Genomic DNA, 14,248 nt, shown 5'->3' with positions numbered 1-14,248 from the left:
CGCCCGGCTAGTTTGAGGACCATGGCGACTCGTACGTCCTCCTCAGGTGCCCGACCCGGCGCGCCGACGACGTCGCGCGCCACCACGAAGACCGCCCCGCGCTCGACCGCGAAGGGCACGTCCGCGCGGCCCGCCGCGTCGCGGCCGCCGGCCCGCACGCCCGCGACGCGGCAGTCCGCCCTGCCCGTCCGCATGGTGCGGGGCGCGTGGATGGGGTGCGCGCACGTGATCGGCGGGACCGCGCGCCGCATGGGGCACGGCGCGCGCGACCTCGACCCGGCACACCGTCGCGACGGCGTCGCGTTCACGCTCCTCGGCCTCGCGGTCGTGGTCGCCGCGCGCGAGTGGTGGGCCCTGTCCGGGACTGCGGGCGACGCGATCCACTCGGTCGTCGCGGGGACGTTCGGCGTCGTCGGGGTCATCGTGCCCGTGCTGCTGCTGGCCACGGCGATCCGCCTCATGCGGCACCCGGAGCGGGTCCAGGCCAACAGCCGCATCGGGATCGGCCTGACCGCGATCATCCTGGCCGTGTGCGGCATCGTGCAGATCTCGCGCGGGCTGCCGGGGACGGACGACTTCGCGGCCCTGCGATCGGCGGGCGGCATCGTCGGCTTCGCCGTCGGGACGCCCCTCGCGAGCCTGCTCACCGCACCGGTGGCCATCATCCTGCTGCTCCTGCTGGCGTTCTTCGGCGTGCTCGTGGTCACCGCCACGCCCGTGCACCAGGTGGTCCCGCGCCTGCGCGCCGGGTACCACCGCCTCACGGGCGGTCGGCACGACGACGCCCAGGAGGACGCCGCCGACGAGGACGACGACGCGCCGCTGGTCATCAACGCGCTGCACTCCGCGATCGACGAGGACGAGGAGCCCGCTCCCAAGCGCCGCCGCGGCCTGCTGAGCCGCCGCAACCGGGCACAGGAGGTGGACGAGGCCGACGAGGACCGTCTCGACGGGTACGTGGGCGACGAGGCGTTCGTGAGGGCCGCCGTCGTGGTCCCGGACGCCGCCGACGAGGTCGAGCCCGCGCCCGACACGGTGCCGACAGCCGTGCTGGACTCCGCCGATCGCACGGCCGTCGTCGACCGGGCGATCACCGCGCCCGCCACGACGCCCGTGCCGCGCGGCGAGCAGCCGATGCTGGGCGGGGACGTGCTCTACACGCTGCCGTCCGAGGACTCGCTCGCCAAGGGTGCGCCGCACAAGGTGCGCTCGGCCGCGAACGACCGCGTGGTCGAGTCGCTGACGTCGGTGCTCGAGCAGTTCGAGATCAACGCCCAGGTCACCGGGTTCACGCGCGGTCCGACGGTCACGCGCTACGAGGTCGAGCTGGGCAAGGGCACCAAGGTCGAGCGCGTCACGGCCCTGAGCAAGAACATCGCGTACGCGGTCGCGAGCGCGGACGTGCGCATCCTGTCGCCGATCCCCGGCAAGTCGGCGATCGGCATCGAGATCCCCAACACGGACCGCGAGACCGTCTCGCTCGGTGACGTGCTGCGGTCCAGCGCCGCCAAGCGCAGCGAGCACCCCATGGTCATCGGCGTCGGCAAGGACGTCGAGGGCGGCTACGTCACCGCCAACCTCGCGAAGATGCCCCACCTGCTGGTCGCCGGTGCGACGGGCGCGGGCAAGTCGAGCTTCGTGAACTCGATGATCGTCTCGATCCTCATGCGCGCGACGCCCGACGAGGTGCGCATGGTGCTCGTCGACCCCAAGCGCGTCGAGCTGACGATCTACGAGGGCATCCCGCACCTCATCACGCCCATCATCACCAACCCCAAGAAGGCCGCGGAGGCGCTCGAGTGGGTGGTGCGCGAGATGGAGGCGCGCTACGACGACCTCGCCAACTTCGGGTTCAAGCACATCGACGACTTCAACACCGCGGTGCGTGCCGGCAAGGTCAAGCCGCTGCCCGGCTCCGAGCGCAAGATCGCGACCTACCCATACCTGCTCGTGGTGGTCGACGAGCTCGCGGACCTCATGATGGTCGCCCCGCGCGACGTCGAGGCATCGATCCAGCGCATCACGCAGCTGGCCCGCGCGGCCGGCATCCACCTGGTGCTCGCGACGCAGCGCCCGTCCGTGGACGTGGTCACCGGTCTCATCAAGGCCAACGTGCCCTCGCGGCTGGCGTTCGCGACGAGCTCGCTGACCGACTCCCGCGTGGTGCTCGACCAGCCGGGCGCGGAGAAGCTCATCGGCCAGGGTGACGCGCTGTTCCTGCCCATGGGCGCGGCCAAGCCGATGCGCACGCAGGGCGCCTGGGTGGCGGAGTCCGAGATCCACTCGGTGGTCGAGCACGTCAAGAAGCAGCTCAAGCCGGTCTACCGCGAGGACGTGACCGTCGCGGCAGCGAAGAAGCAGGTCGACGACGACATCGGCGACGACCTCGACCTGCTGCTGCAGGCCGCCGAGCTGGTGGTCACCACCCAGTTCGGCTCCACGTCGATGCTCCAGCGCAAGCTGCGGGTCGGCTTCGCCAAGGCCGGTCGCCTCATGGACCTCCTGGAGTCGCGGGAGATCGTCGGGCCGTCCGAGGGCTCGAAGGCGCGCGAGGTCCTCGTCCAGCCGGACGACCTGCCCGGGACGCTCGAGATGCTGCGCGGTGCCCCGCCCGAGGACCCGTACGCGAGCGCCGACGGGGCGATGCCCGGCGATCCTCCGGTCGCCACCGACTACTTCGATGACGACGAGGGGGACGACGCCGGGCCATGGTCCGGCGGCCGGCGGTGAGTCACGGGCTCGCCCTCGACGCGGCTCCCGCGTCGATCCTGGGCGGCTCGGGAGCCGTCAACACGGTCTCCAGCGTGATCGGCGCGATCGCGATCGTCGCGCTCGTCGCGGTCCTCGTGCTCATGGCGCGGCAGCGTCGCGAGGTCCGACGGGCCAACGAGGCGCTTGCGCTCTCGCGCGAGCTGCGGCACCGGTACGACGCGCTGCAGGCCGTCACCCGCGAGGGCGCGCTCGTCTCCTCGCTGTCGGGCAAGGTCCTCGACATCTCCGAGCGCGCGGCCACCATCCTCGGCGTGGACGCCGCCGCGGCGGTCGGGCTCCAGCTCGGCGACCTTCCGGTGGTGCTCGTCAACGAGCTGGGCCTGGCGATGAACCCGGCGGCGGTGCTCGGCCACCGCCCGGGGCTCGGGCACACGGGCTTCACGGTGCACTCCGAGCTCGTGGGCGTCGCGCTGCCGGGCGGCGCGCAGGCGCAGGCGCGCATGGTCCAGGTGGCCAGCCAGCTGGTCCCCGCCGGCGACGGCGACGCGGCCGCGGTGCTGACCACGCTCGTGGACGTGACCGGGCGCCGCGAGGTCGAGGCCGCCCTGTCACGCAGCGAGACCCAGTTCCGGGTCGCCATGGAGAATGCCCCGATCGGCATGGCGCTCGTCGACCTCGACTGGCGCATCGTCGAGGCGAACGCGGCCCTGGCCGAGCTGCTCGGCACGAGCGTGGACGCCTTGCGGGGCTACCCCATGGAGGACCTCAGCACGGCCGAGACGCGCGCCTCCGAGCGGCTCGAGGTGGACCGGCTCCTGGGCGGCGGCCAGCACCGGTTCTCCCTCGAGAAGCGCTACCAGCGCGCCGACGGCCACCTCGTGTGGGTGGTGCTGGACGCCGCGCTGGTGCGCAGCGCCAACGGCTCGCCGGACCACTTCGTCGTGCAGGTGCGCGACTCCACCGAGTCCCGGCTGCAGGCGGAGATGCTCACCCACCGGGCGATGCACGACCCGCTGACCGGGCTGGCCAACCGCACGCTCCTGCAGGAGGTGCTGCAGTCGGTGCTCGAGCAGCCGGGGATCGTCGACCGCGTCGCCGTGCTCGCGTGCGACCTGGACGGGTTCAAGGAGATCAACGACCGCTACGGGCACGCCGCGGGCGACGAGGTGCTGGTGCACGTCGCCAGCGTGCTGCGCGTGGCGACCGCCCGGCGCGGCACGGTCGCACGGCTGGGCGGCGACGAGTTCGTGGTCGTCGTGCAGGACGTGGACGGCCCCAAGGCGGTGTTCGAGGTCGCGGCGGCCATCCACGCCGGTCTGCAGGAGCCGGTGCGCGTGTCTCGGCGGCGGCTGAGCGTGGGCGCGAGCATCGGCATCGCCCTGGCGGACCCCGAGTCTGTCGAGGGCGGCGCGCCGGCGATGCTCGCGGCGGCCGACGCGGCGCTGTACCGCGCGAAGGCCGCCGGCCGCGGTCGGACCGAGGTCTACGACAGCAGCATGAGCCGGGGGAGCGGCGCCGACCTGCACCGCGAGCTCGCGGCCGCGCTCGAGGCCGGCGAGCTGGTGGTGTACTACCAGCCCATCGTCGACCTCGGCGACCACCGCGTGGTCGGGTACGAGGCGCTGATCCGCTGGCAGCACCCCCATCGCGGCCTGCTGCTTCCGCACGCGTTCCTCGCGATGGTGCAGGAGGTGGGCCTGGCCGTGGCGCTGGGCCAGTTCGTGGCCCGCCGCGTCGTCGAGGCGGTCGCGGCGATGGCGGACCAGACCCAGTGGGTGTCCGTCAACGTCTCCGCCGACCAGCTCGGCGACGGGGAGTTCGCCACGACGCTGCTCGCGGAGATCTCGCGGCACCGGGTGATGGCCGGACGCATCGTGGTCGAGCTCACGGAGACGTCCCTCGTCGCGTCCGGCACGCGCATCCGGCACGAGCTCACCCAGCTCTCCGCGTCGGGCGTGCCGGTGCTGCTCGACGACTTCGGGACCGGCGTCTCGCCGCTGTCCTACCTGCGCGACCTGCCGGTGGCCGGCGTCAAGCTCGACATGTCGTTCACGTCGGGCATCCCCGACGACCCGACCGCGGGCAAGATCGCGCGCGCGCTCGGCTCGCTCGCGCGCGAGCTCGCCATGGTGACGATCGCCGAGGGCATCGAGCACGCGGAGCAGGCCGAGTTCCTGCAGCGCAACGGCTGGCGCTACGGGCAGGGCTGGCTGTTCGGCAGCGCGCAGCCTGTGGAGAGCGTGCTCGGACCGCGCACGGCCGGCTGAGCGGTCAGCCGGCGCTGCGAGGAACGACCGTCGGAGGAGGTCCGGTCGACGTGACCGGCGTCGTCCGCTTCGGAGCCTCGTTCCCGGCGGCGGTCGCGACGCGCGCGGTGCGGGCCTTGACCTGCGCCGGGCTCAGCGTGTCCGTGCCACCCGTGATGTCCGGCAGCGCGTGCACCTCGTGACCGCTGCGGCGGTCCACGGTGATGGGCGTCCACTCGACGCCCGTGACGTGCGCCGGTCCTGCCCTCCTGCCCTCGGCGTCGAACGCACCGGCACTCACCACGTGCGCCGTGAGCAGGATCCCCGAGTCCGTGCTGTCGACGCAGCACTCGCCGTCCTGGTTGGACAGGAAGTTGCCCAGGCCGTAGGCCACCCACATGCCCTCGCCCCGGGGGCCGCCCTCGAGCTTCGCGACCGGCTGCGGCACGTGGGCGTGGTGCCCGATCACGAGGTCGATCTCGCCCGAGTTCGCCAGCTCCTGGTCGATCGCCTTCTGCTCCGCGGTCGGCTCGGTCTGGTACTCGACGCAGCAGTGCACGCTGGCGATGACCAGGTCGGCGCCGTCCTGCCGGGCCTGCTTCGCCTGGTCCACCATCGCCGGAACGTCGATGAGGTTGATGGACCACGGCTTGTCGGCGTCCACGGGCATGCCGTTGGTGCCGTACGCGGCGGCGATGTGCGCGACCGTGATCGTCTGGCCCGCGCGCTCCAGGCGGTACAGCTGCGGCTGGGACTGCTCCTGGGCCGACCGTGCCGTGCCCGCATGGCCCATGCCCGCGGCGTCCAGCGTGTCGAGGGTCGCCTCGACGCCCGCGAAGCCGCGGTCGACGGAGTGGTTGGAGGCCGTCGAGCAGCCGTCCCAGCCCTGAGCCTTGAGCGCGTCGACCAGCTGCGGCGGGCTGCCGAAAATCGGGTAGCCCGTGGGCTTCTTGCCCGGAGGTGCGATCGGCACCTCGAGGTGGCAGATCGCCAGGTCGGCGGGCTGGATCCACGGGTCCAGCGGCGCCAGCAGCGGGCCGAAGTCGTAGCCGTCGCCGGTCTTCGCCGAGTTGAGGACGGGCAGGTGGGGCAGCACGTCGCCCGCGGCCACGATCGTGAACTCCGCGTCGGGGTCGGCGGTCGGGGTGGGCGTCGGCGTGGGGCTCGCCGACGCCGTCGCGCCCGGCGTCGCGGACGGCACCCCGGCGGCGGGCGGCACCGACGGGTCCCCGGCCTCGTCGGAAAGGCCGAAGGCGACGGCGCCGACGCACGCGAGGACCAGCGCGAGGGTCGCGACGAGGGCCACGAGGCGCGAGCGGCGGTGCGCGCGGACGTGGCGGGTCATGAGGCGCTCCCGCGGGCGCCCGTGGACGGGGTTCGCACACCGGGACTCTAGGCTGTCTGGCGTGATGGACCGGTGATTGCCCTGTGACGGCGACGGCACGCGTCTCGAACTGGAACGCGGCGAACCTGCTCACGATGCTGCGGATCGCGCTCGTGCCGTTCTTCGCATGGGCGCTCCTCGCGGACGGCGGGCACAGCACCACGGGCCGCCTGGTCGCGACGGGCCTGTTCGTCCTCGCCGCCGTGACGGACCGCGTCGACGGGTGGATGGCCCGCCGCAACGACCAGATCACCGACCTCGGCAAGCTCCTCGACCCGATCGCCGACAAGCTGCTCATGGGCACCGCGCTGGTGCTCCTGTCCGCGCTCGACGACCTCCCGTGGTGGGTGACCGTCGTCATCCTCGTCCGCGAGCTGGGCATCACGGTGATGCGCTTCTTCCTGCTCCGGTATGTGGTGCTGCCCGCGTCGCGCGGCGGCAAGGTCAAGACCGTGCTGCAGTCCGTGGCGATCGGCCTCTACTTGCTGCCGCTCGATGCGATGCCGGACTGGCTGTCCGTGGTGGCCGCCGTGACGATGGGCGCCGCGGTCGTCGTGACCGTGGTGACCGGGCTCGACTACGTCCGGCTCGCGACGCGCATCCGGGCCAACGCCGCCCCACCGGCGGCCTGACGTGGACGTCGCGCCCCGCGTGCTGGAGGTGCTGCGGTCGGCAGGGCTCACGCTCGCGACCGCGGAGTCGCTCACGGGTGGGCTGGTGTGCGCCCGGCTGGTGGCCGTGCCCGGGGCGTCCGACGTGGTCCGCGGGGCGGTCGTCGCGTACGCCACCGACCTGAAGGCGTCGGTCCTCGGGGTCGACGCCCGCCTGCTGGCAGAGCGCGGGCCGGTGGACGCCGACGTCGCCCTCGCCATGGCCCGCGGCGCACGGTCGCGGCTCGGCGCCCACGTCGGTCTCGCGACGACAGGGGTGGCCGGTCCCGGACCGGCCGACGGGCGTGAGGCGGGCACGGTGTTCGTGGCCGTCTCGGGGCCTGCGACCGACGACGTGCGCGAGCTGGCGCTCGGAGGCGACCGCGACGAGGTCCGGGAAGCGGCGGTCGACGCCGTGCTGGAGCTCGCGCTCGTGCAGGTCACCCGGACGGCCTAGCCCAGGGGGTGAGAAATCCCACGCGACGTCCGGCCGCCGGGAACACGATGACCAGGCTCGTCGTTGCAAGGACCGTGATCAACACTGGACCGCCGTCGCGTCGCACCGACCTTCGTGTGGGTGGGGCACGGTACGGTGGCATGACTGTGGTAAACCGGACAGACGCGAGAGGGGGAGCCCCGATGGTCGTACTGCGACGAGAGATCGGCGACGTGCTGCGGGACGCGCGGCAGCGTCAAGGGCGGACCCTTCGTGAGGTCTCGTCGGCCGCACGGGTCTCGCTCGGCTACCTGAGCGAGGTGGAGCGCGGTCAGAAGGAGGCGTCCTCGGAGCTGCTGCACAGCATCTGCGAGGCGCTCGACGTCCCGATGTCGCTCGTCCTGCGCGAGGTCAGCGACCGGGTCGCCGTCACCGAGGGTCTGCTCATCCCGGACACCGTGCCGATCGACCTGGCGGCGTCGCTCGAGGGCGGCGCGGACGCTGGGTGGGCGCGCACCCGAGCGGAGCTGGCACCGATCGGCTGACACATCTGAGTCGGACTGACGACGGGCCGTGGACCATGGGGTCTGCGGCTCGTCGTCGTCTGCTGCATGACTGCACGCGGACGGGTGCTGGGCCGCGTGGCTGCACGCGGACGGGTGCGGGGCCGCGTGGCTGCACGCGAACGGGTGCGAGGCGCTTCACAGCGATGTGGTGCCTCAGCGGCGACGTGTGCCCTCAGCGGGCCTCCGCGCTCGCCCCCGCCGCCATCCCCGTCGCCCCCGGCGGCTGGCAGCGGGGGCAGTAGAAGACGGGCCGCTCGTAGGGCGGCTCGTTCGCCTGCCCCACCGCGATGGCGGTGCCGCAGCGACGGCACGGCCGGTGCAGGCGTCCGTGCACGCGTTCGGGTCGCTCGTCGGCGAGCACCGAACGCCGCATCTGCTTGCGCGCGACCAGCAGCAGACGGGCAGGGTCGGCGACCTCGTCCGCGGCCGTCCACGGCCAGATCTGCTCCGCGAACAGGGACTCGGCCATGAAGACCGTGCCGATTCCCGCGACGACCCGCTGGTCCAGCAGCACCTCGGCGACGGGACGCGGTCCCGCGCCCGCCCACCGGCGCAGCAGCTCGTCGACGTCGACGCTGCTCGCCAGGATGTCCGGGCCGAGATGGCCGATGAGCGTGTGCTCGTCGCTCGTCTGCACGACGTCCACCATGCCCAGGAGGCGTCCGACGGCCGTCCACTGCGGGGTGCCCAGGACGGCGCGGATGTCGGGCGCGCGGGCAGCCGCCTGCGGGCTTCCCGTGCGCAGCGTGCGCCAGGTGCCGTCCATCCGCAGGTGGGTGTGGAGCGTGCGGCCGTCGTCGAACCGGGTCATCAGGTGCTTGCCGTACGGCTCGGTGCCGAGCACCCGCGCGCCCACCAGGTCGACCGTGGCCACCGATGGCCACCGCAGCTCGGCGCGCGTCAGCTGCTGGCCCGCCAACGCCTGGTCGAGGCGCGTCGCGGTCCGGCGCAGGACGTCCCCCTCGGGCACTCAGCCGCCTCCCATGCGCAGGCCGCGGGGCGTCGCCGAGAAGCCGGCGGTGACCAGCGCTCGACCCACCGGACCGTGCAGCGCGCCACCGGCCAGCACCTCGGCGCCGTCGATGCGCTGGATCGTCAGCCGCCCCGTGCGCCGCGTGCGGACCGTCGAGGCGAGCGCCTCGGCCGCGGCATCGAGCGCGTGCGCGTCGTCCGTGAAGGACAGCGCGGTCCGACCGCCGCGCTCCAGGTAGAGCGCGAGCCGGCCGTCGACGAGCACCACGAGCGAGCCCGCCTTGCGCCCCGGCCGGTGTCGCGCGGTCTCGACCGCGCGCTCGCGGGGCGGGTCGGGCCATGCCAGGGCGGCGCCGTACGGGTTGGCCGGGTCGGTGGCGGCCAGGACGACCACGTGCGCCGTCGCGCCCGTGCGGCCGTCGGCCTCCCGGTCCGCGGCCGCCTGGACCACCTGCGCGTCCACCCGGAGCCGGTCGACGGCACCGGGCAGCGCGAACTGAGAGCCCCCGAGCCGCTCCACGAAGTACCCGCGGCGCACCTGACCCCCCTGCTCGAGCGCGGCGAGCACCCGGTACACGTCGCCGAACCGGCCGCCGAGCCCCTCGGACGGCGCCACGGCTCGCGTCAGCACGCCGTGCCGGTCGAGCAGCTGCGCGGCGAGGGCGTGCGCACGGACGGTGGGATCGAGCTCGCGTCCGGGCAGCAGCGACCAGCGGCCGGCCGCGGCACCCGTCCCGCCCGTGGCGGGGGCCGCCGCCCCGGCGACGCGCACGCTCGCACGCAGACCGAGCCTCGGGCGCAGGGCACGGGCGCGGGGTGAGGGGGCGCGCGTGCGGTGGGCGGTCGACCCCGACCCCAGCCAGGCGCGCAGCGGCGCGAGGCTGTCGTTGCTGACCTGCCCGGCCCAGACGAGGTCCCAGAGGGCCGTGACGACGTCGCCCTGACCGACCGGCGTCGCCGCCGGATCGGCGGGATCGGCGGCGTGGTCCCGCCCGGCGCCCGCGTCGGCGAGCAGGGCGCGCACACGTTCGGTGAGCGGGCCGACGAACCAAGCGCCGCCCCCGTCGAGCGCCGCGAGCACCGCGCCGTGGAGCGCGGTGGACGTGGGCCCGTCGGGGTCGGGCGCCGCGACGGGCGGCAGCGTGAGGTCGGCGACCGAGGCGGGATGCAGCGACACCAGGCCGTCGTGCCCGGCCAGGGAGCCGTGGCCGGCCCAGAGCACCTCGCCGGCCGCCGTGAGCTCGTCGAGCATGGCGGGGGAGTAGTCGGGGACGCGTGCAGGGAGCACGTGCGTCTCGAGGGCCGAGGCCGGGAGCACGCACCCGGCGAGCTGCTCGATGACCCGCGCCACGCCGTCCACGCCGCGCAACGCACCCGTCGCCGAGCCGGATGCTCCGGACGTGGATGCCGACGACGACCCGGCCGGCAGCACCCCCTGCCAGCGCGGCAGGAAGACGCCGAGCACAGCGGGGTCCACGGGCTCGACCTCGGCCCGCAGCGCGGCGAGAGAACGTCGGCGCAGCGTCCGCAGCACGTCCGCGTCGCAGAACTCGTCGCCCGTGCCGCCGAGGACGTCGGGTCGCAGCCGGCCCTGCACCAGCACGCCCGTCCGCTCGAGCCTGCGCAGCGCGTCGGTCACGACCGCGACGCCCCAGCCGAAGCGGGCGGCGGCCGCCGAGGCGGTGAACGGCCCGTGCGTGCGCGCGAACCGGCGCAGGAGGTCCGCCACGGGGTCGGGGACGACCTCGGTGAACACCTCGGGCACACCGACCGGCAACGCGACACCGAGCGCGTCGCGCAGGCGCCCGGCGTCCTCGATCGCCGCCCACTGCGCCTCGCGGCCCGGCTGCACCCCGCCCAGCCGGACGCTGATGACCCGCCGGGTGGCGGCGAGCTCGTCCAGCCACGCGGGCACCTGGTCCCGCACCGCGGGCTGCACGCGCTCGGCGAGCTCGTCCGCGGTGAGCGGACCGTGGCGGCGCACCGCGTCGGCCAGCTGCTCGAGCGTGCCCGCCTGGCGGTCGGGTGCCCGCCCGCTGAGCTCCGCCTCCGTGAGCAGCACCTGGTCCGGGTCCAGCAGGTCGGCCAGCTGGGACTCGCCACCCTGGCCCAGCAGCTCGGCCAGGAGCGTCGGGTCCAGCGAGAGGGCGGCGGCGCGGCGCTCGGCGAGCGGCGCGTCGCCGTCGTAGAGGAACTGCGCCGTGTAGCCGAACAGCAGCGTCTGGGCGAAGGGCGAGGGCTGCCGCGTGGTGACCTCGACGACGCGGATGCGCCCCGCGCCGACGTCGCGCATGAGGTCGGCGAGCGCCGTCGTGTCGAAGTCGTCCTGGAGGCACTCGCGCACGGCCTCGAGCAGGATGGGGAACTCCGGGTACTGGGCGGCGACGGACAGCAGCTGCGCCGAGCGCTGGCGCTGCTGCCACAGCGGCTGACGGCGGTCGGGCCGTCGACGCGGCAGCAGGAGCGCGCGGCTCGCGGCCTCCCGGAACCGAGCGCCGAACATGACCGACGAGCCGAGCTCCGAGCGGACGGCGTCGATCACCTCGTCGGGCTCGATGAGCAGGTCCGCCAGGCCGATGGCCGGCCCGTCGTCGGGCCCCGCGACGGGCTCGTCGGTCCAGCCGGTGGCGGTGTCGAGCACGTCGGGCAGCCGCAGGACGATGCCGTCGTCCGAGTGCATCGCCGCCGCGTCCACGCCGTACCGCTCACGCAGCCGTGCGCCGATCACGATCGCCCAGGGTGCGTGCACGCGAGCCCCGTACGGCGAGTGCAGCACGATGCGCCAGTCGCCCAGCTCGTCGCGAAACCGCTCGAGCACGAGCGTCGTGTCCGACGGGACGTCACCCGTGGCCTCGCGCTGCTCCGCCACGTACGTGAGCAGGTTGTCGGCCGCCCACGGGTCGAGCCCCGCCGCCTCGACCTCCGCGCGTGCCTCCGCCGCGGGCAGCCCGGACACGGCGCGCACCCAGCCGCCGATCGCGCGGCCCAGCTCGGCGGGCCGGCCGGGGGAGTCGCCCTTCCAGAACGGCAGCCGCCCCGGGACGCCCGGTGCGGGCGTCACGAGCACCCGGTCGGGCGTGATCTCCTCGATGCGCCACGTGCTCGAGCCCAGCGTGAACGTGTCGCCCGCGCGCGACTCGTACACCATCTCCTCGTCGAGCTCGCCGACCCGCTTGCCGCCGCGCACGCGACCGCCCGTCGTCTCGGCGTCGACGGGGACGTCGCTGGTGCTGGCGCCGCTCGCCAGGAACACCGGGTAGAGCCCGCGATCCGGGATGGTGCCCCCGCTGGTCACCGCGAGCCGGAGCGCGCCCGGCCTGGCGGTGAGCACGTCGGTCACGCGGTCCCAGACGATGCGTGGCCGCAGCTCGGCGAAGTCCTCGCTGGGATAGCGGCCGGCGAGCATGTCGAGCACCGCCCGCAACGTCGCGTCGCCGAGGCGCGCGAAGCCGGCCGCGCGGCGCACCACCGCCGAGAGCTCGTCGACCGTCCAGTCCTCGACCGCCACCATGGCGACCACCTGCTGGGCCAGCACGTCCAGAGCGTTCTGCGGCACGGCGAGCGCCTCGAGCGCGCCGCTGCGCATGCGCTGCGCCGTGACCGCCGCCGGCACGAGCTCGCCGCGGAACGTGGGGAACATGACGCCGCGCGAGATCGCGCCCACCTGGTGCCCGGCGCGGCCGATGCGCTGCAGGCCCGAGGCCACCGAAGGTGGCGCACCCACCTGCACGACGAGGTCCACCGCACCCATGTCGATGCCGAGCTCGAGCGAGCTCGTCGCGACCACCGCCGGCAGCTGCCCGGCCTTGAGCTCGGACTCGGTGCGCGTCCGCTCCGCGCGACTCATGGACCCGTGGTGCGCACGGGCCAGGATCGTGGCCGCCTCGCGGGTGTCGATGCCCACGGCCGTCCCCGACTGGGCGGGCACGGCCGCCGCCTGCAGCTCTCCTGGGTCCGGCACGTCGATGCCCTGGCGCTGCGCCCACACCTCGTTGATGCGCGACGTCAGGCGTTCCGCGCCACGGCGGGAGTTGGTGAACACCAGGGTGGAGCGGTGGTCGGCGACGAGGTCCACCACGCGCTCCTCGACGTGCGGCCACACCGACGGTCGCACGAACGTGCCCGCGGCGTCCCCGCTCGGGTCCGCGGTCTCCGTCGTCGTGCTGCCGCCCAGCTCGGTGAGGTCGGGCACCGGGACGACGACCTCGACCTCGATGCGCTTGTCCGCCGGCGGCTGCACCACGCGCACGGGCCGACCACGGTCGGCGGGCGCACGCGTGCCCGCCAGGAACTCGGCGACCGCCTCGACCGGCCGGACCGTGGCCGACAGGCCGATGCGCTGGGCGGGGCCCGGCCCGTCGGGGTGGTCGAGCAGGGCGTCGAGCCGCTCGAGAGACAGCGACAGGTGCGCGCCGCGCTTGGTGCCCGCGACCGCGTGGATCTCGTCGATGATGACCGTGCGCACGCCCGCGAGGCCGGCCCGCGCACCCGACGTGAGCACGAGGTAGAGCGACTCGGGCGTCGTGATGAGGATGTCCGGCGGACGGACACCGAAAGCGCGGCGCTCGGCCGGTGGCGTGTCGCCGGTGCGGATGCCGACGCTGACGTCAGGCAGCTCGGTGCCCAGGCGGGTGGCCGCCTGAGCGATGCCGACCAGGGGCGAACGCAGGTTGCGCTCGACGTCGGTGGCGAGCGCCTTGAGCGGCGAGACGTACAGCACGCGGCATCGCTCGAGCGGGTCGGCCGGCACGGGGCCGGTCAGCAGGCCGTCGAGGGCCCACAGGAACGCCGCGAGCGTCTTGCCGGAACCCGTGGGGGCGACGACGAGGGCGTGCTCGCCGCTGCTGACGGCGTCCCAGGCGCCCTCCTGGGCGGCCGTGGGTTGCGCGAACGCACCGGCGAACCAGGACCGGGCCGGGGCGGAGAAGCGATCGAGCACCACGCCGTCATCGTCGCAGCCGGCGCCCACATCCGCTGGCCCCGCAGGGCTCGACTTGGTGGCAGGCTGACGTCCGTGAGGTTCCGGGAGTTCTGGCAGCTGGTGGACGAGGTGCTGGGCAGCGCCCACGGCCGGGAGCTGACGCGCTCGATGGTCCTCGGGGCGCTCGGCCAACGGACCCCCGAGCAGGCGCTCGACGACGGCGTCGAGCCCCGGGTCGTGTGGCACGCCCTGTGCGACGAGCTCGACATCCCCGACGACAAGCGGTGGGGCGCCGACCTGGGTCGCCAGGCGCCTCCGCGTCGATGAGCGGCCGATGAGCGGCCGATGAGCGGCCGATGAG

The 14,248-nt window shown here is 74.4% G+C and carries 9 protein-coding genes; 6 read left to right on the top strand and 3 right to left on the bottom strand.

The window, feature by feature from the left end; genetic code table 11:
* Positions 1–21: 21 nt before the first annotated feature.
* Both QRT05_RS12120 and QRT05_RS12115 read left to right on the top strand, forming a co-directional pair.
* On the top strand, positions 22–2,730 hold the full coding sequence (locus tag QRT05_RS12120) for an FtsK/SpoIIIE family DNA translocase (protein WP_289447531.1): 2,709 nt from the start codon (positions 22–24) through the stop codon (positions 2,728–2,730).
* A complete protein-coding gene (locus QRT05_RS12115; RefSeq protein WP_289447530.1) occupies positions 2,727–4,979 on the top strand; it encodes a putative bifunctional diguanylate cyclase/phosphodiesterase in 2,253 nt (750 codons plus the stop codon). The genes QRT05_RS12120 and QRT05_RS12115 overlap by 4 nt, the downstream gene beginning before the upstream one ends.
* A gap of 4 nt (positions 4,980–4,983) precedes the next feature.
* Here QRT05_RS12115 and QRT05_RS12110 read toward each other — a convergent pair whose 3' ends face one another.
* Positions 4,984–6,303 carry a CapA family protein gene (locus QRT05_RS12110; RefSeq protein ID WP_289447529.1) on the bottom strand — a complete coding sequence of 440 codons (1,320 nt, stop codon included), beginning with the start codon at positions 6,301–6,303 and terminating at the stop codon, positions 4,984–4,986.
* Between the two features lie 83 nt (positions 6,304–6,386).
* On the opposite strand from QRT05_RS12110, the gene pgsA reads away from it, so the two are divergent.
* From pgsA to QRT05_RS12095, 3 genes are all read left to right on the top strand, one after another.
* Positions 6,387–6,974, top strand: a complete 588-nt coding sequence (gene pgsA, locus QRT05_RS12105; RefSeq protein ID WP_289447528.1) for a CDP-diacylglycerol--glycerol-3-phosphate 3-phosphatidyltransferase — start codon at positions 6,387–6,389, stop codon at positions 6,972–6,974.
* Between the two features lies 1 nt (position 6,975).
* Positions 6,976–7,449, top strand: a complete 474-nt coding sequence (locus tag QRT05_RS12100; RefSeq protein WP_289447527.1) for a CinA family protein — start codon at positions 6,976–6,978, stop codon at positions 7,447–7,449.
* A gap of 182 nt (positions 7,450–7,631) precedes the next feature.
* Positions 7,632–7,973 carry a helix-turn-helix domain-containing protein gene (locus QRT05_RS12095; protein ID WP_289447526.1) on the top strand — a complete coding sequence of 114 codons (342 nt, stop codon included), beginning with the start codon at positions 7,632–7,634 and terminating at the stop codon, positions 7,971–7,973.
* Positions 7,974–8,166: 193 nt separating this feature from the next.
* Here the strand turns inward: QRT05_RS12095 and QRT05_RS12090 are convergent, their stop codons facing one another.
* Positions 8,167–8,964 (bottom strand): DNA-formamidopyrimidine glycosylase family protein, encoded by a 798-nt coding sequence (locus QRT05_RS12090; protein ID WP_289447525.1) that lies wholly within the window; start codon positions 8,962–8,964, stop codon positions 8,167–8,169.
* Positions 8,965–13,908: an ATP-dependent helicase gene (locus QRT05_RS12085; RefSeq protein WP_289447524.1), complete on the bottom strand. Its 4,944-nt coding sequence runs from the start codon at positions 13,906–13,908 to the stop codon at positions 8,965–8,967.
* A gap of 72 nt (positions 13,909–13,980) precedes the next feature.
* Between QRT05_RS12085 and QRT05_RS12080 the strand changes: the two genes are divergently transcribed.
* Positions 13,981–14,214: a DUF3046 domain-containing protein gene (locus QRT05_RS12080; protein ID WP_289447523.1), complete on the top strand. Its 234-nt coding sequence runs from the start codon at positions 13,981–13,983 to the stop codon at positions 14,212–14,214.
* Positions 14,215–14,248 lie beyond the last annotated feature (34 nt).

It is taken from the genome of Cellulomonas edaphi (assembly GCF_030362815.1).
Classification (GTDB): domain Bacteria; phylum Actinomycetota; class Actinomycetes; order Actinomycetales; family Cellulomonadaceae; genus Cellulomonas; species Cellulomonas edaphi.
Note: the sequence above shows the minus strand (reverse complement) of the source record. Positions and strands in the feature narration are given on the sequence as shown.